Source organism: Georgenia yuyongxinii (genome assembly GCF_006352065.1).
GTDB lineage: Bacteria > Actinomycetota > Actinomycetes > Actinomycetales > Actinomycetaceae > Georgenia > Georgenia yuyongxinii.
Window position 1 is genome coordinate 2,250,840 of record NZ_CP040915.1, and the last position, 23,443, is coordinate 2,274,282.

Below are 23,443 nucleotides of genomic sequence, written 5' to 3' on the forward strand. Positions count from 1 at the left end.
CCGGGTCAGCAGCAGCCGGAGCCGCCGCAGCAGCCTCCGCCGTCCTGCGCCAGTCCCAGCTCCGTGCGCCCCGCCGGCACCGGGGTGAGCCCGGCCCAGTGGGCGAGCTGAGCACGGTCCGGATACCGGCCCGTCATCGCGATGACGCCGTCCACCACCACCAGCGGCAGCCCTTCGGAGCCGGAGACCTGCAAGAACTGGACAACGGCCTGCCGGCCGGTGAACGCTGTCGGCTCGCTCGCCAGGTTGAACCGCGCGATGTCACCGCCCTGGGACCGGAGCCAGTCCAGGTCGGCCGAGAAGGTCACCAGCTCCTGTGGCACGTCGGTGCCGCACACCCCGGTGCTGCAGCACATGGCCGGCTCGAAGACCTCGATGGTGCTCATCGCTTCTTCCCACTCTCCGATCGATGATTGTCTATGCGTGGAAGCATACGAGCCGGCCCTCGAGCCACGTCACACCAAGGTCCCGCCCAGGAGAGCGCCAACCCAGCGTGTGGCGCCGCGCCTGCTCAACCCCGCTGGGCGAGCACCGCCGCCTCGGGCAGCCGGTCCCGCGGTGCCGGCGCGGGGGCGGGGTAGAAGAACCGGGCAGCCAGCACCCCGATCGCGGCACCCAGCAGCTGGGCGAGGACGAACGGCAGCACGGAGGCCGGTGCGATGCCCGCAAAGGTGTCGGAGAAGACCCGGCCGATGGTGACGGCCGGGTTCGCGAACGCGGTCGAGCTGGTGAACCAGTACGCCGCCCCGATGTAGGCGCCGACGGCAGGCGCGACCAGTCGGCCGCGGCCGGAGCGGGTCAGGGCGAAGATGACGAGGACGAGGCCGGCGGTGGCCACCACCTCGGCGAGCAGCGGCCCCGCGCCGGCCCGGTCGGTCGTGGCCAGCGTGGTCGGCACCTCGAACATGAGGTTCGCCAGGACCGCGCCCGCAACACCGCCCACCACCTGGGCGAGGGCGTAGGCGCCGGCCGCTCGCAGGTTCAGGCCGCCGCCGGTCCCTCGCCCGAGGACCCATTCGGCCAGCGAGACCGCCGGGTTCAGGTGCGCCCCGGACACCGGCCCCAGGACGACGATCAGGATCGCCAGTCCCAGCGTGGTGGCCAGGCTGTTCTGCAGCAGCTGCAGACCGATGTCGCCGGGCGAGAGCCGCTGCGCGGCGATTCCCGACCCCACGACCACGGTGACCAGCAGACCGGTGCCCACGAACTCGGCCACCAGCCGGCGACCCCACGACGGCGCCACGGCCGTCCCCTCGTTGCTCATGCCTGCCATACTTGACGAACCGGGGTGCCTCAGTCAATATTGAGGCAATGAATGCCGAGCGAGGTGACGAGCTGCTGCGCCGGGCGGCGTTGCACGCGGCCCTGGCCGACCCGGCGCGGCTGCAGATCGTCGACACCCTGCACCTGGGCGACGCTTCCCCCTCCGAGCTCGCCGAGGCCCTGGCCATGCCGTCGAACCTTCTCGCGCACCACCTGAAGGTGCTCGAGCGTGAGGGGATCGTGGGCCGCACCCGTTCCGAGGGCGACAAGCGGCGCACCTATGTCCAGCTGGTGCCCGGTGCCCTGGACGACCTCACCGTTCCGAAGCTGCGGTCGGTCCCGCGGGTGCTGTTCGTGTGCACGGCCAACTCGGCCCGCTCCCACCTGGCGGCCGCGCTGTGGCGGCGAGCCAGCGAGGTGCCCGCCGTCTCGGCCGGCACCCACCCCACCGAGGCGATCGCCGATGGCGCCCTGGACAGTGCCCGCCGCCACGGCCTCGACCTCCCGGCGGTGCGGCCCCAGCACGTCAGCGACGTCCGGACCGATGACGACCTCATCGTCACGGTCTGCGACCGCGCGCACGAGGAGCTCGACTTTCCCGTCGACGTCCACTGGTCCATCCCCGACCCCCTTCTCGCCGGCACGCCCGAGGCGTTCGACCATGCCCTGGAGGAGATCGGCCGCCGCGTCGGCAGCCTTGCTCCGCGCCTGACCGCACTCAACAGCCCACAAGGCTTCCGGCCTGGCCGTGCACCGGCCGTCACCCACCACTGACCCACCACCCGATCGTCAAGAGGAGATTCCCGTGTCCGAGCGCCCCAGCGTCCTGTTCGTCTGCGTCCACAACGCCGGCCGTTCCCAGATGGCCGCCGCCTGGCTGTCCCACCTCGCCGGCGACGCCGTCGAGGTCCGCTCCGCCGGCTCCGCGCCGGCGGACCAGGTGAACCCCTCCGCTGTGCAGGCCATGGCCGAGGTCGGCATCGACATCGCCGCCGAGCAGCCCAAGGTCCTGACCACCGAGGCGGTCAAGGAGTCCGACGTCGTCATCACCATGGGCTGCGGCGACGCCTGCCCGATCTTCCCCGGCAAGCGCTACGAGGACTGGGAGCTCGAAGACCCGGCCGGCAAGAGCATCGACGGCGTGCGGCCCGTGCGCGACGAGATCAAGGGACGCGTCGAGGAGCTCATCGCCAGCCTCCTGCCCACCAACGCCTGACCGGAGCAACCCTCATGACGCAGGAGAACACCACACCCGAGATCCACGACGTGATCATCGTCGGCTCCGGCCCGGCCGGGTACACGGCCGCGATCTACGCGGCCCGCGCCGACCTTCGCCCGCTCGTCTTTGCCGGTGCCATCACCGCCGGTGGCGCGCTGATGAACACGACCGAGGTGGAGAACTTCCCCGGCTTCCCAGGCGGCATCCTCGGCCCGGAGCTCATGGAGAACATGCAGAAACAGGCCGAGCGCTTCGGCGGCGAGGTCCGCTACGAGGACGTCGTCGCCGTCGATCTGACCGGCGTGGTCAAGACCGTGACGACCGACGACGGCGAGACCGTCGCGGCACGGGCGGTCATCCTGGCCAACGGCTCGGAGTACAAGGAGCTGGGCCTGCCCGCGGAGACGACCTTCTCCGGCCACGGCGTTTCCTGGTGCGCCACCTGCGACGGCTTCTTCTTCCGTGGCCAGCAAGTCCTGGTCGTCGGCGGCGGCGACTCCGCGATGGAGGAGGCCACCTTCCTGACCCGGTTCGCTCAGAAGGTCACCGTCGTCCACCGTCGCGACACCCTGCGCGCGTCGAAGATCATGGCGGCCCGCGCCCTGGCACACGAGAACATCGAGTTCGCCTTCAACACCGAGGTCGCCGCGATCCACGGCAACGGCAAGGTCACCGGTGCCCGCCTGCGCGACACCGTCACCGGTGCCGAGCGCGACATCGACGCGACCGGCATCTTCGTCGCCATCGGCCACCGGCCCCGCACGGATATCCTCCGGGGCCAGGTCCACCTCGACGAGGCCGGCTACATCCAGGTCGCCCACCCCCACACCGCCACCAACGTCCCGGGCGTGTTCGCGTGCGGGGACGCCGTCGACCACACCTACCGCCAGGCCATCACCGCCGCCGGCACCGGCTGTGCCGCCGCCCTGGACGCCGAGCGCTACCTCGCCGCCCTGGACGAATCCGGCGACCCGGTCACCGACGCCGCCCAAGCACCCCAAAGCGCCGTTCTCAGCTGAACCACGAGCAATCCGGGAGAAGTCATGAGCACCGTCACCGCCGTCAGCGACACCACCTTCGAGACCGAGGTCCTCCGGGCAGACGGTCCCGTCCTGGTCGATGTCTGGGCTACCTGGTGCGCCCCCTGTCGCCGCACCGAGCCGATCATCGAAGAGCTCGCTGCCGAGCACGGCGACAAGATCAAGTTCGTCAAGCTCGACGCTGACGCCAACACGGAGACCGTCACCCAGTGCGGGGTCGTGTCGATCCCGACCTTCAACCTGTACATCGACGGCGAGGTGGTCAAGAGCCTCGTCGGCGCACAGACCAAGAAGCAGTTTCTCAACGAGCTCGGGGACTACCTCGGATAAGAGGGCGCCTAACCACGCAACGTTCCGGGACTCCGGGCACGGCCCCCAACTTCGAGCGGCGTGAGCGCAAACCGCAAATCTGCCCCTCCGCCATGGTGCAGCGCGCGTTCCCGGCACGGACTGGGCGAAAGCGACCAGCAAACGATTCAGGGAGCGCCCTTCGCTAACTATTCAGGGGCCGTCCTTCGCAAGGCAAGGTAGCGAGCAGGGCCGCAGCGCCTGGCAGAGATCCCGCCCTCTGCCAGGCGACACCGCGACGAAGTCATTCGTGCATCGTCGCACTCGAGGCCACACACCGCGTTGGACGCCGACCGCCCCCTCCCTGGCAGCTCGTCGAACGGACAGCTCTCAGGGGGATCAAGCCGATGGAGGTTTCACTGCAATGCTCTGGATTTCCAGGCGCAGCTTTGGGTCAGCCGCCATCCTCGTCACCTCGACCGAGGCGCTGGTGGGCACATGCCCTTGGAACCACTTCTTCTGGTATTTGTTCACAGTATCCTGATCTTCATCCACATTCGTGAAGAACCGAGTCATGTAGACGACGTCGCTCCTACTGCACCCAGCCGCTTCGAGCCGCTGGTCGAGATTGTCGAAAATGATTTGGAGCTGCCCCTCGATGTCCCGTGGAATAGCATCGAAGACCTCGGGCACGTGTGGGTGGTCGTGGTAGGTAGGAGACGCCGACACACCTGAGATAAACACCATCGTGCCCGCCGACGCTCGGATCGCCGGCACAAAGGGACTATTGATGCTGGGGTCATGCCCATCATGGTGAATAATTTCGAGATTGCTCGATGTGGACTGGTTGACAAGACTCATCGTTCTCGGTGTCCCTTCGGTGTAGTGATCGACCAAATAGCCCATCGGGTCGAAGAATCCATCTTCAGGCAGGTCGTCGGGATCACCCCGCCGAGCAGGCGGTATCCGCAGCCCGGTCGGGAGCGACTTCCCTGAGCGCCGACAGGTCGACGTAGTCGCAGACCTCGTAGTCCTCGGGAAGGCTTCCCTTCTCCACCAGCCATCGAGCCATGCGCTCAAGAAGCCCGTGCGTTTCCGCCGAGAACTGCGGATTGAAGTCGAGTTCTGCGTTGTCGATCGCCTCGTGATACTGCGCGTCGGTCAAGCCGTGCATCCCGGACACTGCTTCCAGTGCACCTTCAGGGTCGGACTCAATTTCCTCCGCCCCCCTAGCGAGCACCTCCAGCACACCAGCGACAGCCTCTGGATTCTCCGAAAGGTAGTCGTTCCTGACGATCAGCGTGAGCACCGAGGGCCACGTCTCAAGCAGTTCGAACTCCCCGCTCTCGATCGCCGTCAGAGCTTGCGCCAAGAACGTCGCGGCCGCATCGATCTCCCCCTTAAGGAGCGCAGGCACATGGCTGCCGGGATCCAGGTAAATCACCTCAACGTCGTCAGCAATGCCGTTCTCGGCGAGGTACTCCGCGAGCCAAAACTCCGTTGAGGAGCCCTGATTCACGGCAATCCTCTTGCCGACCAAATCCTGAGGTGACTGGATGTCCTTGGAAGCGACAAAGCGCAGCCCGGTCCACGACGTGACCTGACCGACGATCGTCGCATCATGGCGATCAACGAAGCTTACGCTCGGCAGGTCGCCGGCGACGAGCATTGTTCCATCCTGGGTCGCAAAGGCCTCGGCCGACTCGGGGCCCGACGAGAAGCCGGTGACGTTGATGTCAAGGCCCGCCTCCGAGAAGCTGCCCCGAGCATCGTCCTCACCCAGGAAGACGTGCCATCCGATCATGTTTGACGAGATGAACAGATTTGCTGGCGGAGCGCTGGCATCTGCGCCGTCGCCAGGCGTGTCCGCCCCCTCTGCACCCCGACTGCACGCTGCTAGCAGCGAAACAGACATGGCCAGTGCTGCGGCCGCTGCGATGGCCGTCTTGTGCCTTCTCACGATGTGATCTCCTCCTGCGGGCGAAGCCGCAGTAGCTAGTCAACCTGTGGTTGCCCCGAGCAGCCATGCCACATCCTGGCCACTGGGGGTGGTTCAGTGCACAGTCGTTCACACTGGGAATGGTGACAGCGTCATCTCTCGCTGGGAGATGGTGACCCTGTCATCGGTCGCCCTGCCCCTACAACGTCTCGGAGAACTCCTTACCGACATATGCCCCACCAAAACGCCGGATCAATCGGCGGAAGAGGTAATCGATACTGAAGCCGATTACGGAAAGACAGAGCAATCCTACGAACATCCTGTCGACCAGCATCGAGTACCGAGATTGGATGATCAAAAATCCGATACCTTCTTCGGCAGCGATCAACTCGGCGGCGACGACCGACATGAAAGCCAGCCCAAGGCCGATCCGCATCCCCGCTAGTATGTACGGAATAGCCGAGGGAAACACAACGAGTCTAAAAACGCTGAACCCACTCGCCCCAAGGGTTTGCGCAGCCCGAATCCGGGTGGGGGGCACCGAGGCAACGCCGGTCATCGTATTGAAGAAGATCGTGATGAACGCCGTGTACCCGACGAGCACAACTTTCGACATCTCCCCGATTCCGAACCAAATGATCATAAGGGGTACCAGTGCGACGGGAGAGATGGGCCTCACAAGATTCATCACGGGCATGATGAGTCCGCGCGCCGCGGCAATCCGTCCGGCGGCGGATCCGAGGATGATCGCCCAGACACACCCGTTCGCGTAACCGATAATGATCCGCATGAGGCTCGCACCCACGTGGTTGGCGAGCTCGCCGTCCACGATCATCGAATACGTCGTACTCAGGACGGTCCAGGGTGACGGTAATATGAGGGAATTAACGAAGGTCCCTGACGCGATCGTCCAAAGAATCAGCAAGGACGATACGGAGACGATGGAAAGCCCGAGTGGGCTTCGCAGTGACTTGCCCCAGCGACTTGGCGACCGCTCAGACCGTTCGTCCACCGGCTCGGCCGATTTGGTGCTGATGGACGTCATGCCGCACCCGCCTCTTGCGCGCGAGTACGGTTCGCGCTCTGAGGGACGTGAGAGATGGGATCGAGAATGAGGTCGGTCATTTCTTCTACTACCTCCACGATGTGGCGATCGGTCACCTTGCGCGGGCGCTCCGACACGATCTCGATGCATCGGGTCAGCTGTCCGCGCGTCCCCATGACGTAGACGAAATCACCGAGGAGGGCGGCTTCGCCGATGTCGTGTGTCACGAAAAGGATTGTCGCTCCCGTGCGTTCGTGCAGGTCTTGCAACTGTTCTTGCAAGAGAGAACGTGTGAGGTAGTCGAGCGCCCCGAAGGGCTCGTCCATCAGTAGGATTCCGGGTTGCAGCACGAGGGCACGAGCGATCTGCACACGTTGCTGCATCCCGCCACTCAGCTCGAAGACAAACTTGTCGCGTGCTTCCGGCAAGCCGACCAAGGCAAGTGCCTCCCTCGCTCGCTCGGCGCGCTCTCGCTTCGAGACTCCGGCCACTTTGAGACCGAACTCAACGTTCCGCTGGGCGGTGAGCCAGGGCATGAGCGATCCCTGAACGTCTTGGAAGACCACGACGCGGTCGGATCCAGCACCGTCGACTTGGCGGCCGTCGACCAACAGCTGCCCGCGGGAGGCCTTTTCGAATCCAGCAACGAGATTGAGAAGGGTTGTCTTCCCGCAGCCCGAAGGTCCAATGATGCAGTTGATGGTGCCAGGCTGCATCGTGATGCTGAGGTCTTCTATCGCCGTGGTGGAAGCACCCAGAGACGCTGCATAGGACTTCGAAAGTCCGCGGATTTCGACGCTCAGTCCGGTGCTCTGACCATTGTCGAGACGGGGGCGAGTTTGTTCACGACGTGTCGGAGTAGACATTGGCACCATTGCCTCCAATCGATTGGGCTGACTGTAGGGTCACCCTCTTGGGCTGTCAACGACATTTGCTGCAGACCCGCACGGGCAGAGCGTGGGGGGCGATGAACTGTGATGTTGACGATGAATGGCAGAACGCCGATTCCAGTCGTCGCCTTGCGGACAGTGGGGCGGGGGGATTGTTGCACTGAGCGGGGCGAGCCGCCCTCCCCGATCAAGAAAGGTTTCGGCGCCGGTTCCGAGGCTCGCCACCGTTGGCTTCTCCATCGAAGTCCGTCCCTCCATTGGGTCGACCTCGAACGCTAGGGCAAACGTTTGCGGTTGGTCAAGCGTTTGCGCGGTCCATGTTCGCTACCCCCGGCGGTCTGGCACCGAGGGGCCCCCCGGACCAGTGCTGGAACGCAGTATCCGCACCATCTCATCGACCTCCTTGCGCGCCAGGAACCGCGGAACGTGGCCATCGGGACCCGGGACGTCCCCGCCCGGGCCGCGTTCGAACAGCGGAGCTAGGGGGACGGGCACGATTCGATGGTGAGTTGCTTGACGACCGCAAACGATTGCACCTACGGTACGTCGAACATGGCCGGGGCAAAGACCACGATCCCGGCGATGTGACTGTGCTTCCCCCTGGACCGCCCCGACTCTGTTGGAGACAGGGTTGCTCGATAGGTCACCGGATTGGAGGGATCAGACTGTGGGACCGACAGCAAACGCGCAGGTAGGCATCACGTTGGCGGATCCGCTTGACCGTCGCCTTCCCCGCATTGCCGGCCCGTGTGGGCTCGTCATCTTCGGCGTCACGGGGGACCTCGCCAAGCGCAAGCTGATGCCGGCGATCTACGATCTCGCGAACCGCGGACTCCTCTCCCCGGCCTTCGCGCTGACTGGCTTCGCCAGGCGCGACTGGTCGACTGCGGACTTCGCCCAAGTCGTCCGAGACGCGGTCCGTGTGCACGCCCGCACCCCGTTCGACGAGCGGACGTGGGAGCAACTCGCGTCCGGGTTCCGCTTCGTCCAGGGCGAGTTTTCGGACGACGACGCCTTTGACCGCCTTGCTGCCACGGTGAAGTCGCTGGACGAGGAGCGCGGGACGGGTGGGAACCATGCGTTCTACCTCTCGGTGCCGCCCGGCTCGTTCCCGCTCGTGTGCGCCCAGCTCGCACGCTCGAGGTTGTCTTCCCCCGAGCCAGAGACCTGGCGGCGCGTCGTGATCGAAAAGCCCTTCGGCCACGACCTCGCCTCCGCACGCGAGCTCGACGCCGTCGTCTCCGACGTCTTCGCGCCGGGCTCGGTCTTCCGGATCGACCACTACCTCGGCAAGGAGACGGTCCAGAACATCTTGGCCTTGCGCTTCGCCAACCAGCTGTTCGAGCCGATCTGGAATTCGAATTACGTCGACCATATCCAGATCACCATGGCCGAAGACATCGGCATCGGCGCCCGCGCCGGCTACTACGACGGCGTCGGCGCCGCCCGGGACGTCATCCAGAACCACCTCCTCCAGCTGCTCGCACTCACAGCGATGGAAGCCCCCGTCTCCTTCGACCCGGCGGCACTGCGCGCAGAGAAGGAGAAGGTGCTCTCCGCCGTCCGGTTGGGGGCCGACCTCGACGCCACTACTGCCCGCGGTCAGTACGCCCCAGGATGGCAGGCGGGGGCGTACGTGCGCGGCTACCTCGGCGAGGACGGTATCCCCCCGGGCTCTGCCACGGAGACCTATGCCGCGCTGAGACTAGAGGTAGACACCCGCCGATGGGCCGGCGTGCCGTTCTACCTACGGGCTGGGAAGCGCCTTGGGCGCCGGGTGACGGAGATCGCCGTCGTCTTCAAGCGCGCGCCGCACCTACCTTTCGACCTCGGCGCCACGGAGGAACTCGGGCAGAACGCGCTCGTCATCCGCATCCAGCCAGACCAGGGCGTGACGATCCGGTTTGGTGCGAAGGTCCCTGGGGCCGCAACGGCGGTACGGGACGTGACGATGGATTTCGGCTATGGCCATGCGTTCACCGAGGACTCACCCGAGGCCTACGAGCGGCTTATCCTCGACGTCCTCCTCGGCGAGCCGCCACTCTTCCCCCGGCAGCGCGAGGTCGAACTCTCCTGGGAGATCCTCGACCCCGTGACCGCCAAGTGGGAGTCCTCGGACCAGATCCAGCACTACCGGCCCGGTTCGTGGGGCCCCATAAGCGCCGAGCAGATGCTCGCCCGTGACGGACGCGCCTGGCGCATGCCATGACAAGGGGCAGCCAGCAATGACCGTCACCATGTCGGGCACGACCTCCGCCGCAGTGAGTACCCGGCTGGTCGAGGTGCGCGAGGCCACCGGGATCTCCGCGCTGGGCCGGGTACTCACCCTCATCATCGTCGCGACCGACAACGACGTCGCAGAGCGGGCGATCCAGTCCGCGAAAGTCGCCTCACGTGAGCACCCGTGCCGGATCATCGTCATGGTGTCCGAGGATGGGCCTGGAAACACTCGGCTCGACGCCGAGATCCGGGTCGGCGGCGATGCCGGCGCGAGCGAGGTCATCGTCCTTCACGCGCGCGGCCGGGCCCGGCAGGCGTCCGACGCTATCGTCGTCCCGCTCCTGCTGCCCGACGCCCCGGTCGTCGCGTGGTGGCCAGGGACACCACCGCGCGATCCGGCCGGTGACCCTATCGGAGCCATTGCGCAGAGGCGGATCACCGATGTCTCCTCAGCCCCGGATCCGCTCGCCGCGTTGCACCGGCTCGGGCGGGCGTACTCCCCTGGTGACACGGACCTCGCATGGTCACGGGTGACGCTCTGGCGCGGTCTGCTCGCCGCGGCTGTCAACGAGCCGCCGCACGAGGCGATCACCGCCGCGACCGTCACGGGTACGTCGAGCAAGCCTTGGGTCCACCTACTAGCCGGCTGGCTCGCCGAGCGGCTCGGAGTGCCGGTCCAGCTCGCCGCCAAAGCCCGTGAGGTCATCACTACAGTCGAGCTGGCGCGGCCGAGCGGGCCCATCATGCTGCGGCGCACCCCGGCCTCCTCTGTCGCCTTTCTCACCCGGCCCGGGCGCCCGGACCAGCGCATCAACCTTCCCCTGCGCTCCGTCCAGGATTGCCTCATCGAGGAACTGCGGAGTCTCCACCCCGACCAGACCTACGGGCGAGCGCTCACCCGTGGACTGCCCGTCCTGGAGGAACGATGAGCTACGCCGACGCGGACGGGCGACGTACAACTCGTGCCCCTCCCAATCGACTAGCGGCCGGTGCGCGCCCTCCACATGGTGCTCGCCCGTGGGATCCGCATCGCGGTGCGCTACGCAGCCGCTCAGGTCCACAGCTGAGTCTGCGGTGGAGCCCCGACTGTGAACTCGTCGTTGGTTCTCGGTCCGTGTACGATCGCCGCCTGCTCCATTACCAGCCAGTGCCTATACTGTCTGGCAATTGGTGCCGGCTCATCATCCAGATGCGCAAGAGCCAATGAGTGTGTCGAATGGGTGCGTGATGACGAAATTTCGCCCGCTCGTGCTCGCAGCGGTCGTTTTTGCAGCATCCCCTAACCGCAATCTCAGCGAGCGGCGATCGACAAGCCTTCGATGCCGCATGAAGGAGGTCTCCCGTGCCGGGACATGCACCTCAGACCTGCGTCGATCCGGGTGAGGCATCTGGTGCGCCGGCGAGGCTCCCATGAGCAGTCGCCGCAGCGAAGGACAATCAGAGCACTCCGATTCACTCAACGGAACCAAGACCGCGACCACCAGACCGCAACGTCCGCCCACGCTCCGTGAGGTAGCCAGTGTCGCGGGAGTCGACGTATCGACCGCCTCCCGTGCACTGCGGACAGAGACGCGCGGCACCGTCAAGTCCGAGACTCTCGAGCGAGTGGTGGCAACGGCAGAAGCGCTCGGCTACCGGGCCAACCCGTTCGCGCGCGGATTGAAGGACCATCGGTCCATGACAGTCGGGATGCTCATCCCCGACCTTGCGAACCCGCTGTTCCCACCAATCGTGCGTGGAATCGAGGACGGACTCGGAGAGCACGGCTATGTGGCCATTCTCGCGAACACGGACATGGACCCTGATCGCGAGCGCCACTTACTGGACCTCTTCTTGGAACGCCGTGTCGACGGACTCTTCCTGGCGACAGCTTTACGGTCTTACCCATTGATCGAGAAGGTCGTGGAGTCCAGGATCCCAACTGTTCTGGTAAATCGCACCATGGATGACAAACGGGTGTCGATGGTCACGACGGACGACTATCACGGTATGGGGCTGGCGCTCCGGCATCTCGTGAATCTGGGGCACAAGCGCATCGCTTTTGTCGGGGCTGCACCTTCTACATCCACCGGATACAACCGGCACAAGTACTTTCTCGCCTGGATGGACAGGCTCGGGCTTCCGCTCGACGAGGAGCTGCTCGTCACCGCTCCGTGGTTCAACAAGCAGAGCGGCGCCGAGGCCTGTGACGAGCTGATCAATCGCGGGCGGGAGTTCACGGCGATCATTGCCGCAAGTGACATGATCGCTCTCGGCTGCTATAGCTCGCTGCGCGCTCATGGCCTGAAAATCCCAGACGATGTCTCCGTTGTGGGGTACAACGGTTCACGGTGGTGCGACGAGTTCAACCCACCACTGACGGCCGTCCATGTACCAAAGTACGACCTCGGTCGTGCAGCCGCAGATCTTATGCTCAGCCTGCTCCAGGGCCCCGACACGGAACCGTCGAGAGTCTTCTTGGACACCTCGCTTCAGGTGCGCGAGTCCACGCGCCAGATTTGAACCGGCTTCCTGCCCCGAGCATCGGCAACGGATTGGTCCTTCGCACCAAGAGATTTTGAGGGCCCGAGCGTCGACGACCCCGCACGGACCAGCGCGAACGAAACCGTCCTCAGCCGGCCAATCCCTGCCACACGAGCACACCCGCCGCCACCCCCAGGAAGGCCAGCACGACGCGTCCGAACACGGCCGGATCGAGCAACTTGCCCAGGCGCACCCCCGGCACCAAGAAGGCGGCCACGGGGACCAGGGCGAGCAGCCCTTCCAGGAGAAGTTCAGTGCTGTAGGCACCCAACCCTGCCAAGGTCGCCACCTGGGCCACCGAGAACACGCCGAAGAGCGCAGAGAGCGAGAAGACGTAGGCGCCCGGCGTGAGCCGCAGGCTGTGGATGTAGGTGGCGAGTAATGGACCTGAGATGCCCGTCGAGCCCTGGAGCGCTCCTGCCGCGAGCCCGATCGGTGGCGACAGCCAGAAGCTCGCGCGGCGCGAGACATGCAGTCGTGGCGCAGCGACACGCAGGACGACGTAGACGAGGATGAGCGCAGCCAGCACAAGCGAGAGCAGCCGGCCGTCCACCGTAGTTAGCGCGACAGTGCCCACGACAGCGCCTATCACTCCCGTGAACAGCAAATTCAGTAGGTGACGGCTCTGCGAAGCGCTCTTCACGTGGTTAACGACGAGCCAGAGGTTCGACACGACGCCCGGGATCGACATGATGATCACCGCGCGCTCGACGCCTAGGAAAGCCGCCATCACGGGGACTGCGACCTGCGGAAGGCCGGTGCCGGTCACCCCTTTGACGAATGACCCGACCGCCAGGGCACCCACAATGACGAGGAGATCCGTCATCGGATGAATGTCCTGTGCCCTGTGCGGGGTTGGGGCGTACAGCGTGGCACCACAGTCACAACACCGCCCGATCTAGTTTCAGCAACCGCAGCTCCGAACCTGCCGCTGGACATGGATGCCTGCCGCCACAGCGGGGGACACGCCGCCCCGTAGGGGACAAGCGTGGCATCGCGAAGCATCGTTTCGAGGGCCAAACGTTTGCAGTATCGCGCACCGTGCGATGAAGGTCAATGGCGCCGACACGGCCACCGCGGGGTGTCGCCCGGCCCGGAGTCAGTGCCTGACGGAGTCAGGTTTTGCCACCAGTTCCAGTCTGATCTGCGCGAACGCCTCAGAAGCCCACTTGGAATCGACGCCCTCGACGTTAAAGCCTTGACGTATGCAAACGTTTGCTCTTACGGTGGCCGTGTCGACCCAAAGGAGGGGACAGACAGATGGAGCAGCCAAGGGTGGCGATCCTCGGAACGCGGTACCGGGACTTCTCGATCGAGGAGGAACAGCTCGGCCCGCTCGGCGCAACACTCATCAGTGGGCCTGGCGGTTCGCCGGCGGACATTCTGGAGGTGGCAAGGGGTGCCACGGTCATCCTCGCGGGTTCCCGCCCCCGATTCACCGCGGAGGTACTCGCAGGTTTGTCCTGTCGCGGGATCGTCAGGTACGGAGTTGGCACCGATTCCATCGACCTCGAGGCGGCACACCGTCTCGGCATCGCCGTCGCCCGCGTATCGGACTACGGCACAGAGGCGGTGGCCTTCCACGCGGTCTCGATGGCAGTGGCCCAGTTGAGACGCCTCAACGAGGTGGATCGCTCCATCCGCAGCGGGAGGTGGGGGTTCGGCGAAGTCAGGCCCTTGCACGAACCGAGCACACTGGCGGCAGGTGTCATCGGCTACGGGCGCATCGGCCGGCAGTCGGCGGCGTACCTGAAGGCCCTGGGCATGCGGGTGAGCGCCTACGACCCGTATGCCGACATCCCCGCGGACCACGACGTCGCCGACGTCAGCCTCGAGGAACTTCTCGCCACCACCGACGTCGTCCTGCTCCATGCGGCCGGCCGCCCGGACGGAAGGCCCCTGCTCGACGCCAAGGCGCTGGGGCGGATGCGCCCAGGAAGCATCCTCGTCAACACCGCCCGTGGATCGCTCATTGACTTTGCGACATTGGTCGAGGCCCTCCGTGCAGGCCGGCCGGCTCGCGCCGCGCTCGACGTCTTCCCAACCGAACCGCCGGACCTCAGCGCCCTCAGTGACGTGGCCGACAAGGTTCTGCTGAGCCCGCACATGGCGTGGTACACGGAGGAGTCCGAGGCAGACATGCGGCAGAAAGCCGCCGCTGAGGCGGCCCGGCTGCTGCAGGGCGAGCCCCTCGCCGACCCTGTCGTGGAGATTGGACAACTGGCATGAGCAACGACCTCAGCACGATGACGAGCCCGGAGGCAGCCGAGTCGTTTGCCCGGTCCCGCACCGCTGTGATCCCTCTTGGCAGCGTCGAGCAGCACGGTCCGCACCTACCCAACGGCACTGACATCTTCGCCGCCGAACTCGTCGCCCGGGCGACGGCCGAGAGCCTTGATGCTGTATATGTACCACTCTCGCCGTACGGGGTCACGCCGATCCACGCCGGGCACCCGGGCACGGTCACGCTGCGGCGGGAGACCTTCGAGATGTTGCTGACGGACGTGTGCAGCGAGCTCATCGCCCTTGGGATTCGTACGCTCGTGCTCGTCAACTGGCACGAGGGCAACATCGCTTCGATGGATGCCGTGGCAACCGACCTACAGCATCGAACTGAGGCCGTCTTCATCTCGGCCCAAGCGTGCTACACCGCCCAGCGTGTCTACCGGGAGGCGGGTGGTGAACTCACTCACGGTGGAGGGATCGAGACTCTGGCCGTCATGGCGTACGACCCTGCATTGGCCAAGGTGGACCGAGCAGGCGAGCCGACCAGGCCCGAGGGTGCTGATGCGCTGGACGCCATGCGACGTTCTTCCGAGGTCTACGGATTCGTAACGGACGTCTCCGAACTCGCCGACGACGGCTGGTACGGCAACCCGTGGTGGGCCACGTCTGACCGGGCCACCGCCTTCCCCACCCTCGTGGCGCAGGAAATCGTCGAGCGGGTCCGATCCGTCGTCGCGGCCCACGAAGCACGTTCCTAGCCCGCTGTACTCATCACGCGCCGGGGTCACCCCTGCCAGTGCACAAGCGCAGGGCGGGGCGGGGCGATCGCACAGTACCAGGCAACGTCGACCGTCGGCGTAGCCACAACACCGCAGGAGGACATGGTCATGGAGAATAGGGTCAGGCTCGCATCAGTCGGTCTTGGACGCTGGGCACGGGTGCTCGCGCGCGGCGCCCAGCGTGGTGACACTGTCGAGCTCTATAGCTGCTTCAGCCGCAACGAGGAACGACGTCGCGCCTTCTGTGATGAGTACGGCATACCACGCAGCGCCGCAACCTACGAGGAGCTGCTCGCAGACCCGGAGGTAGAGGGCGTCATCATCACCACCCCGAACGACACGCATCGGGACGTCATCATCCAAGCGCTCGAGGCCGGCAAGGCCGTCTACACGGACAAGCCGATCGCGCACAGCTTGGAGCACGCGAGCGAGATCGCGGCCGCCGTCCGGGCGACCGGGCAGGTCTTCGCGGTCGGGCACAGCTCGCGCAGGCTGTCCGGCCATCGGGAGATGCGGCGCTGGATCGACTCCGGGCAGATCGGCGAGATCAGCCTCGCGGAGGCGAACTTCTCGAACGAGCGCGGCCTGGAGCTGACGCCTGACACGTGGCGCTTCTACGCCGACAAGAGCCCGGGCGGGGCGTTCATCCAACTCGGCGTGCACCATGCCGACACCCTGCAGTACCTGCTCGGGCCGGTGAAGCAGGTCACCGCTCACGCTCGGCGCCTGTTCACCAAGGCAGAGGTGCCCGATGCCGTCATGGCCATCCTCGAGTTCGAGAGCGGGGCCCTGGGGTACATCGGTACCGGGTGGGCATCCCCCGGCGTCTACTCAATGAATCTCCTCGGGACGAAGGCCAACCTCATGTACGACCTGGACTTCACCCACTGGGACGAGTCGCACCTGGCGGACGACTATTCGTCACTCCGATCGCAGTTCTACGGCGAGTCCGAGCGCCAGACCGTCGACCTGCAGCGAACGGACATGTTCCGCGAGCAGCTGGAGGAGTTCGGGCTGGCGATCCGTGGTCAGGCCGCGGTAGAGGTGGGGCCAGAGGAAGCAGTGCGCGCACTCGCCGTGGTTCGAGCGGTGCTGGAGTCGTCCGCGCGCAACGGTGCGGCGGTGAGCATCGACGAGGTGATCGCCAACGCGGACACCAGGCAGACCGTGGCTTGACCGATGCCGGTCTACCGTGGCGTCGAGCTTGGCTTCACGGAGCTTGCCGGCCGGCTGTCGGCCGATCCTCTACCCGGGGACGGCCTGACAGACGATGTGAGCATGCGGGTAGTGCGGATCCGGCCGGGTCCGCGCACCCCGCATCGCCATCCTCACAGCTGCGAGGTCATGTTCGTCGCACAGGGCGACGGGCGGTTCTGGGAGGGCGACACGGTTCACCAGGTCCGTGCGGGTGACGTCTTGTTCGTCCCGACCGGTGTCCCGCACGCGACCGTCTGCGTGGGTGACACCGACATCGTGCTCGCATGCTTCTTCCCCCGGCGGGATCTGCCCAGCAACATCGAGGAGCTCCCAGGTCCGGTACGTCACTGACGTGTGTGGGTCGGGGCCTGTCCACAACGACCCACACACGTCGCGAGCATTGATAAGGGTGAGTCGTGCACCGCTTCGTGACGAACAAGCAAGCCTCTTCCCGCATTCGCACGACGCTGGGTGCCGCCTGGCCCCCGCTGCTCGTGGCCATCGGATGCGCGGCTCTGGCCCGCGTCGTCCCGCTCCTCAGCCCTCTGCTCACTAGCCTCATCGTGGGCGCGGTGGTGGCGAATACTCGCCTGGTGCGCCTCGGGGCGCTCGGGCAGGCCGGCCCGATCGCGAAGACCCTGCTACGGGTTGGCATTGTCCTCGTCGGCTTCCGACTGTCGCTCGAGGCACTGGCCGGAGTCGGTGGCCGAGGGGCCGTCGTCATCATCGTCACCGTCGTCCTGGTCTTTCTTGCGACCTGCTGGGTCGGTGATCGGTTGGGGCTGGACCGCGGTCTTGTCACGCTCATCGCCAGCGGGTTCGCCATCTGCGGTGCGGCTGCGATCGCTGCCGTGGAGGGGGCGATCCGCCGACGCGATGAGGACGTTGCGCTCTCCATCGCCATGGTGACGCTATTCGGCAGCGCGATGATCATCATCGTCCCGCTCGCCGGCGCCGGGCTGGCACTCAGCCCGGAACAGATTGGGGTGTGGGCCGGGGCGAGCATCCACGAGGTCGCCCAGGTGGTTGCCGCAGCTTCTATCACGGGCGGGGCAGCGGTGGCGGTCGCCACAACAATCAAGCTCGGTCGCGTCCTGCTCCTCGGAATTGTCTACAGCGCCGCCCGCTTTCGGGACGGAGCGCCTGGGGGTCTGGACCAGGTCGCCCAGCGCAAGGTGCGGCTCGTGCCGTGGTTCGTCATCGGGTTCGTCCTCGCGATGCTCCTGCGCTCCAGCGGGCTCTTGCCGGCGACAGCGCTTGGCGCGATCGATGCGCTCGCCAACGTGAGCCTCGCCGCCGGAATGTTCGGCCTCGGACTAGGCGTGCGATTCGCCCAGCTCTACCCGCTGCCGTGGAGGGTGGTCGGGCTCTCAGCGGTGTCCACGGCTGTGGCTGCCAGCGCTTCGCTCGGGCTCGTTGTCCTGCTCTTCTAGGACTTTGGGTCAGTCATCTGAGGAGTACGGTCGGCCGCTTGCCGGCTCATGGCGTTGAGGTGCCGTTCCGCCGCCGCCCGCGCTCGCAGAACATGCTCGCGTGCAGCCTCGGCAGCCCCTTCGGCGTCCCCACTCTCGATCGCGGCAAGAATCCGCAGGTGTTCCTTTCGGGAAGCCGCGGCGCGGCCCTCGACCTCTAGCGTCGTCCGCATGCCCTCGAGTAGAAGGTCGTAGATGACTGCCTGAGTCTGTTCCAACAGAGAGTTCCCGGCCGCCTGGACGATCCGCGTGTGGAAGAGGGCGTCGAGCCGTTGCACCTTGTCGTTCTGAACGTCGTCGCTGTCCAGGGCCCCCTCGAGAGTCGCGTACGCAGCGCGAATCCTGGCGAGTTCGCCGGGGTCCTTACGCTGGCTCGCCCACCGAGCGGCGGGGACCTCGATGACCTCACGCATAGCGAAGAGCTGGGACAGATCCTCCTCCCAGTCCTGGAGCGATCCTCGCAGCTTCTGCTGGGTCGCCGGCTCTGCCACGAACACGCCTTGGCCGTGCTTGACCACGAGCCGTCCCTCCGCTTCGAGCGTACGCACGGCCTCGCGCACTGAGGGGCGGCTGACCTCCAGTGCCGCGGCGAGGTCCCGCTCCGCGGGGAGTCGTTCCCCGGGCTGGAGATGCCGCTCGGTCATCACCCGGAGGATCTCGCCCCTGATGCGCGCGATCAGGCCGGACCGACCGATCACCTGCCAGCCCTCGGTCATCTCGCGGTCCTGCGGTGCTGTCACGCGGACGCTCCTCTTGTCATTGACATCTGTGACGAAATACATAGGCTATCAAACACCAGAGGTCGGACCACTTACCAGAAGGAGGGGCCATGATCAGACAGCCAGACTTCCTGGCACACAGGCGGGGCGACTTTGTCGCTGTCGCGGTTCGGGACGTCGAACCAGGAGAGGCCACAGTCGGCTATCTCGACGAGACCCCATCGGCCCAGATCGACGTCACTCAGCCCGTGCCGCTCGGCCACAAGGTTGCACTGTCCCATGTGGCAGCAGAGGCAGACGTCATCGAGTACGGGCTGCGGATCGGCACAGCCAGCAAGGACATCACCAAGGGCGATTACGTCCACATCCACAACCTGAGGAGTGCCCGGTGGCAAAGAAGCCTCGCCTGACAGGATTTCGGCGGTCGAACGGGGCGGTGGGCGTGCGCAATCACGTCGCGATCCTCCCCGTGGACGACCTCTCCAACGCAGCTGCCGAGGGCGTCGCCGCGCTCGTGCCGGGCGCACTTCCCCTCCCCCACGCATACGGGCGGCTTCAGTTCGGGGAGGACCTTGACCTGACATTCCGTACGCTTATTGGGATCGGCTCCAACCCCAACGTCGCAGCTGTCATCGTCATCGGTATCGAGCCCAATTGGACCAACCGGATCGTCGAGGGCATCCAGAAGACCGGCAAGCCCGTCGAAGGATTTTCCATCGAGGGCAACGGCGATCTCAAAGTGATCGAGCTCGCCTCACGCGTGGCCAAGGAGTACATGCAGGCCGCTAGCGAGGAAGCACGCGAGCCCATCGACTGGTCCGACATCCTCCTCACGACCAAGGACGGCGAGTCGGACACCACCACCGGCCTCGGTTCATGCCGAATCACCGCTTACCTGAGCGACAAATGGGTCGAGGCCGGCGGCACGATGATCTTCGGAGAGACAAGCGAACTTACCGGCGGCGAGCACCTCATCGCCGAGCGCTGCATCGATGACGTGGTCCGGGCACGCTTCCAGGGGTTCTACGACGACTACATCCAGATGATCGAGGACACCGGCGCGAACCTTCTCGGCTCGCAACCCACCCAGGGAAATATCGCCGGCGGCCTGTCCACTATCGAGGAGAAGGCCCTGGGCAACATCGTCAAGACGGGCACCGCGCCGATCGTCGGTGCCCTCGCGCCCGCTGAGGCACCGAGCCGCCCGGGGTTGCACTTCATGGACACCTCCTCGGCCGCTGCGGAGTGCGTCACTTTGATGGCCGCTGGCGGGGGCGTGATCAACCTCTTCCCGACGGGGCAGGGCAACGTCATTGGCAACCCCATCATCCCCGTCATCAAGATCACAGCTAACCCGCAGACCGCGGACCTGATGAAGGACCACATCGACGTCGACTGCTCGGGCTTGCTCACCGAAGGGCGCTCGGTTGAGGACGCTGGCGAGGAGCTGATCAACATCGTCGAACGAACCGTGAACGGCAGGCTCTCGTGCGCCGAGGCTCTTGGCCACCGCGAGTTCACCATCACCAAGCTGTACCGGAGTGCTTGACCCGGACGACACGCACGCGGCGACGTCCCCGTCTGACCGGCCAGGCGGGGACGTCGTCGCGTGCCTTGCGATTCTCCACACAAGTTCGCGCGACCTGAAGGTGTTCCTCCCATAGCGACCATGGGTATACCGAGCGGCCCGGTTTGTTCGACTCCCTGACTGTCAGCGACGAACGAAAAGTAGGCCAGTTCCGACGGGGCGAAAAGTCTACCCCGCCGTTGTGTGGCTAGTGTGCCCTGAGGTTTTCGGGTTTACGCATCCTGCCGCCCTTGCCCGGCTCGCTAGTGACCCGCTCCAGCCACTGCTCGGAGTAGTCCCGGAAGGTGATGTCTCGAACCGCTGCCGCCTCGGCCTCCGCCCGCCGCCGGCGAGCGGCCACCGCCGGCGGCTCCCACTCCCCCTTGCTGATGGACCCGTGCGTTCGGTTGAGCCACGCGCGGGCGTCTCCCTCGGTGAGGAACGTCAGCGGTTTGTCGTCCTCGGTCCGCGCCGAGTACAGCTTGCGCCCGGTCCGGTGCAGCTAACCTGGCACCGTTTCGACAGCAGCTTCGAGAGGCTCCCCAACCTTCGCGACGCTGCCGCGCCGCCTTGTTCATCTCGCTCATCTCCGTACCTCCTGTCGCGTGTCCGTCGTGCCATCCCCGTGCCATTGCGAATGGGATTCTCGTGCCTCTCATGTCTCTCGGTGTCCACGACGCCCGAAGACACGAAAAGGCCCGGATCCGCGAAATTCCGCAGATCCGGCCCCTCTGACCAGATTCAACGGCCGGTGGGGCCGAGGAACCGTAGAAGCTGATCGTCAAGTCAGAACAAGTCAAAACCGTTGGAACTTCGCGGACCGGGCCTGGTGTATGGCGCCCGTTCCCGCTACGTGCCACTGCAGGATGACGATGATCGCCAGCTCGCAAATCACAGGAGCGCACAACGCAGCCCTGCCCCGGCTGTGCTCAGCTCTGCGCTGCTGGTGCGTCAACGTGCCCTGTGCGGGCGTCCCCGTCTACCGCTATGTCACTGCTCGGAACGACCACGGCGTCGAGGGCCACCAGGCCGGAGGCCGTCAGCCGCAGCGGGTTCACCTCGATCTCGTCGATCGCTGGGGTCGCGCGTAGGACGCCGCCCAGTGCGGTGAGCACGCCGGCCAGCTGGGTCCGGTCGGCGACCGGTCCGGACCGGTGCCCTAGGAGGAGGGCACGGCCTTGGAGGTCGTCCACCATACCGGCAGCGGCCCGTTCATCTAGGGGCACCGACCGGATCGCGACGTCGGCCATCACCTCGGCGGCCGTACCGCCGATTCCCAGCAGGACGACGGGCCCGAACACGGGGTCACGCCGGGCGCCGACGATGAGGTCGACGCCGGGCGCCGCCATGGACTCGACGAGGAACTCGCGGGCTCCCACGGCCTCCAGGGCATCGAGCGCGCCGTCCATCTCGGCCGCCGTGCGGATGTTGAGGTGGACTCCCCCGAGCTCCGTCTTGTGCAGCACCGCGGCGTCGACGAGCTTCACGGCCACCGGGGTCTCGAGCACGTTGAGTGCCTCGTGCGCCTCCGCCCTGGTGGTGCAGCGCCGGCGTGGCGGCGTCCTCAGACCAATCTGGTCCAGGAGCTCCTTCGCCCGGATCTCGTCCCAGGGTCCGGTCAGGCGTGCCGGCTCTGCCGCCGGGGCGGGTTCCACCGAGCGGGCGAACTGCGCCCGGGCGTCCTCGACGAGCGCGACGAGCCCGCGCGCCAGGGCGGTGGGCCCGGCGAGAAGCGGCAGTCCCAGCTCGGCGGCGGACGCCCGTGCCTGGTCCAGGTCACCCTGGGGGCCGTCCACGCCGATGAGCACCGGGACGACGTCGGACGCACCCGACTGTGCGACGGCTGCGGGCAGGTCCACCACCGGCTCGGTCAGTCCGTACACCGCCAGCGCGTCGACGGCCGGGTCCGCGGCGACGGCGGCGACGACCCGGTCGAACCCGGGGCCTGGTCGGCCGGTGTCCACCGGGTTGGCCTGGAAGGTGATCGGGGGCAGCTGCTCGGCGACGGCCGCCTGGGTCTGCAAGGACAGCCGGGGCAGGTCCACCCCGGCGCTCTGGAGCGCGTCGGCCACGAGGAGACCTGGCCCCGCCTGCGCGGTGATGAGGGCGACGCCGGGGGTGGGCGACGGCGCGAGCCGGCGCCCGGCGAGCGCGGTGACGCCGTCCACCAGCGCCTCCTCGTCGTCGACGAGCACGGCGCCGGCCTGCCGGAGCAGCGCGCGGGTGGTGCGCCAGGAGGTGGCCAGGGCCCCGGTGTGCGAGCTGGCGAACTCGCTGACGTCGCTTCGGCCGACCACCAGGGCGACGACGGGCTTGACCGCGGAGAGCCGTGCCACCGCCCGGAGCAGCGCGGGGCCGTCCTTGACGGTCTCGAGGTGCAGCGCCACCACGCGCGTGCCGTCGTCGCCGACGAGGTGCTCGAGCACGTCCTCGGCGCCGACGTCGAGCGAAGCCCCCAGGCCGACGGCGAGGCTGACGCCGACCCCGGCCCGTTGCAGCCGGAACGCGAGCGCGTGGTTCACCCCGCCGCTCGCGGCGACCACGGCCACCGGGCCCGGGCGAACCGCCGCGACGCCGGGGACGAAGCTGGCCCGCAGGCCTCTGCCGGGCACGAAGAACCCGGACGTGTTGGGACCGAGGAGGCGGATCCCCGTCTCACGGACGGCCTGGACGACCGCGCGTTCATGGGCCTCGCCGGCCGGGCCGGCCTCCCCGAAGCCGCCGGCGCACACCAGCGCCGCGCGCAGCCCGCCGGCGGCGCACTCGCGCAGGGCCTGCGCCGTCGCCGGCGCGGGGATGCACATCACCGCGAGGTCCACCTCGCCTTCGGCGGCCGCCAGGGCGTCGCTGATCGTGGCGTGCATGCCCGCGGCGCGGTTGTTGACGAGATAGAGCGGCGCGTTGTGACCGCGGAGGGACTCCGCCATGACGGCACCGAGCTTCCCCGGCGTGGCGGAGGCACCGACGACCATCACGCCGGACGGCGCGAACAAGGGCTCGAGCGTGGCTGCCGCGAGGCGCGGGGCAGTCGGGGTGGACGTCATCGGGGCTCCGTA

General features: G+C 66.7%; 23 protein-coding genes. 14 read left to right on the forward strand and 9 right to left on the reverse strand.

From position 1 onward, the window contains the following. Positions 1-5 precede the first annotated feature (5 nt). The gene (gene arsD, locus FE374_RS10210) at positions 6-386 is read right to left on the reverse strand and encodes an arsenite efflux transporter metallochaperone ArsD (protein ID WP_139928775.1); all 381 of its coding nucleotides are present in this window, start codon (positions 384-386) and stop codon (positions 6-8) included. 125 nt (positions 387-511) lie between these two features. Further along, complete coding sequence (locus FE374_RS10215) at positions 512-1,264, reverse strand: MIP/aquaporin family protein (protein ID WP_139928777.1); 753 nt, start codon at positions 1,262-1,264, stop codon at positions 512-514. A 47-nt stretch (positions 1,265-1,311) separates the two neighbouring features. Between FE374_RS10215 and FE374_RS10220 the strand changes: the two genes are divergently transcribed. Genes FE374_RS10220 through trxA form a run of 4 tightly spaced genes read left to right on the forward strand, consistent with a single transcriptional unit; the run spans position 1,312 to position 3,852 of the window. Further along, positions 1,312-2,037, forward strand: a complete 726-nt coding sequence (locus tag FE374_RS10220; RefSeq protein WP_139928779.1) for an arsenate reductase/protein-tyrosine-phosphatase family protein — start codon at positions 1,312-1,314, stop codon at positions 2,035-2,037. 31 nt (positions 2,038-2,068) lie between these two features. After that, a complete protein-coding gene (locus FE374_RS10225; RefSeq protein WP_139928782.1) occupies positions 2,069-2,479 on the forward strand; it encodes an arsenate reductase ArsC in 411 nt (136 codons plus the stop codon). 14 nt (positions 2,480-2,493) lie between these two features. Then, positions 2,494-3,501: a thioredoxin-disulfide reductase gene (trxB, locus tag FE374_RS10230; RefSeq protein WP_139928784.1), complete on the forward strand. Its 1,008-nt coding sequence runs from the start codon at positions 2,494-2,496 to the stop codon at positions 3,499-3,501. Positions 3,502-3,525: 24 nt separating this feature from the next. Continuing rightward, positions 3,526-3,852 (forward strand): thioredoxin, encoded by a 327-nt coding sequence (gene trxA, locus FE374_RS10235; protein ID WP_139928786.1) that lies wholly within the window; start codon positions 3,526-3,528, stop codon positions 3,850-3,852. 357 nt (positions 3,853-4,209) lie between these two features. On the opposite strand, the gene FE374_RS10240 is transcribed toward trxA, so the two are convergent. The 4 genes from FE374_RS10240 to FE374_RS10255 form a co-directional block, all read right to left on the reverse strand. Continuing rightward, on the reverse strand, positions 4,210-4,716 hold the full coding sequence (locus FE374_RS10240) for a RidA family protein (RefSeq protein WP_139928788.1): 507 nt from the start codon (positions 4,714-4,716) through the stop codon (positions 4,210-4,212). 37 nt (positions 4,717-4,753) lie between these two features. Continuing rightward, positions 4,754-5,770, reverse strand: coding sequence for an ABC transporter substrate-binding protein (locus FE374_RS10245; RefSeq protein WP_139928790.1), 1,017 nt, complete (start codon positions 5,768-5,770; stop codon positions 4,754-4,756). Positions 5,771-5,948: 178 nt separating this feature from the next. Continuing rightward, positions 5,949-6,584, reverse strand: coding sequence for an ABC transporter permease (locus FE374_RS19175; protein WP_168205655.1), 636 nt, complete (start codon positions 6,582-6,584; stop codon positions 5,949-5,951). Between the two features lie 206 nt (positions 6,585-6,790). Continuing rightward, positions 6,791-7,660, reverse strand: a complete 870-nt coding sequence (locus FE374_RS10255; protein ID WP_168205656.1) for an ABC transporter ATP-binding protein — start codon at positions 7,658-7,660, stop codon at positions 6,791-6,793. 691 nt (positions 7,661-8,351) lie between these two features. On the opposite strand from FE374_RS10255, the gene zwf reads away from it, so the two are divergent. The 3 genes from zwf (at position 8,352) to FE374_RS10270 (ending at position 12,406) form a co-directional block, all read left to right on the forward strand. Beyond that, the gene (gene zwf, locus FE374_RS10260) at positions 8,352-9,893 is read left to right on the forward strand and encodes a glucose-6-phosphate dehydrogenase (RefSeq protein ID WP_139928796.1); all 1,542 of its coding nucleotides are present in this window, start codon (positions 8,352-8,354) and stop codon (positions 9,891-9,893) included. A 16-nt stretch (positions 9,894-9,909) separates the two neighbouring features. Then, positions 9,910-10,833: a glucose-6-phosphate dehydrogenase assembly protein OpcA gene (locus FE374_RS10265; protein WP_139928798.1), complete on the forward strand. Its 924-nt coding sequence runs from the start codon at positions 9,910-9,912 to the stop codon at positions 10,831-10,833. 481 nt (positions 10,834-11,314) lie between these two features. Then, positions 11,315-12,406, forward strand: a complete 1,092-nt coding sequence (locus tag FE374_RS10270) for a LacI family DNA-binding transcriptional regulator (protein ID WP_139928800.1) — start codon at positions 11,315-11,317, stop codon at positions 12,404-12,406. Between the two features lie 109 nt (positions 12,407-12,515). On the opposite strand, the gene FE374_RS10275 is transcribed toward FE374_RS10270, so the two are convergent. Further along, positions 12,516-13,253, reverse strand: a complete 738-nt coding sequence (locus tag FE374_RS10275) for a sulfite exporter TauE/SafE family protein (protein WP_139928802.1) — start codon at positions 13,251-13,253, stop codon at positions 12,516-12,518. 449 nt (positions 13,254-13,702) lie between these two features. Between FE374_RS10275 and FE374_RS10280 the strand changes: the two genes are divergently transcribed. The 5 genes from FE374_RS10280 to FE374_RS10300 all read left to right on the forward strand — a co-directional run bounded on the left by FE374_RS10280 (position 13,703) and on the right by FE374_RS10300 (position 18,062). Beyond that, a complete protein-coding gene (locus FE374_RS10280) occupies positions 13,703-14,656 on the forward strand; it encodes a C-terminal binding protein (protein WP_168205657.1) in 954 nt (317 codons plus the stop codon). Further along, a complete protein-coding gene (locus FE374_RS10285; RefSeq protein ID WP_139928806.1) occupies positions 14,653-15,411 on the forward strand; it encodes a creatininase family protein in 759 nt (252 codons plus the stop codon). Before FE374_RS10280 ends, FE374_RS10285 begins: the two co-directional genes overlap by 4 nt. A 129-nt stretch (positions 15,412-15,540) precedes the next feature. Beyond that, a complete protein-coding gene (locus FE374_RS10290) occupies positions 15,541-16,608 on the forward strand; it encodes a Gfo/Idh/MocA family protein (RefSeq protein ID WP_168205658.1) in 1,068 nt (355 codons plus the stop codon). A gap of 102 nt (positions 16,609-16,710) precedes the next feature. Next, positions 16,711-16,980, forward strand: a complete 270-nt coding sequence (locus FE374_RS10295) for a cupin domain-containing protein (protein ID WP_168205659.1) — start codon at positions 16,711-16,713, stop codon at positions 16,978-16,980. Between the two features lie 65 nt (positions 16,981-17,045). Then, entirely contained in the window at positions 17,046-18,062 is a 1,017-nt protein-coding gene (locus tag FE374_RS10300) for a YeiH family protein (protein WP_139928812.1), read from the forward strand. Here FE374_RS10300 and FE374_RS10305 read toward each other — a convergent pair. Then, positions 18,059-18,841, reverse strand: coding sequence for a FadR/GntR family transcriptional regulator (locus tag FE374_RS10305; protein WP_223173505.1), 783 nt, complete (start codon positions 18,839-18,841; stop codon positions 18,059-18,061). The genes FE374_RS10300 and FE374_RS10305 overlap by 4 nt on opposite strands. A gap of 89 nt (positions 18,842-18,930) precedes the next feature. Here FE374_RS10305 and FE374_RS19535 point away from each other — a divergent pair, with 89 nt between their 5' ends. Both FE374_RS19535 and FE374_RS10310 read left to right on the forward strand, forming a co-directional pair. Then, complete coding sequence (locus tag FE374_RS19535; protein ID WP_223173506.1) at positions 18,931-19,230, forward strand: UxaA family hydrolase; 300 nt, start codon at positions 18,931-18,933, stop codon at positions 19,228-19,230. Further along, positions 19,209-20,369 (forward strand): UxaA family hydrolase, encoded by a 1,161-nt coding sequence (locus tag FE374_RS10310; RefSeq protein WP_223173507.1) that lies wholly within the window; start codon positions 19,209-19,211, stop codon positions 20,367-20,369. The genes FE374_RS19535 and FE374_RS10310 overlap by 22 nt, the downstream gene beginning before the upstream one ends. Before the next feature lie 947 nt (positions 20,370-21,316). Here FE374_RS10310 and FE374_RS10315 read toward each other — a convergent pair. After that, the gene (locus tag FE374_RS10315) at positions 21,317-23,431 is read right to left on the reverse strand and encodes an acetate--CoA ligase family protein (protein ID WP_139928818.1); all 2,115 of its coding nucleotides are present in this window, start codon (positions 23,429-23,431) and stop codon (positions 21,317-21,319) included. Between the last annotated feature and the right edge of the window lie 12 nt (positions 23,432-23,443).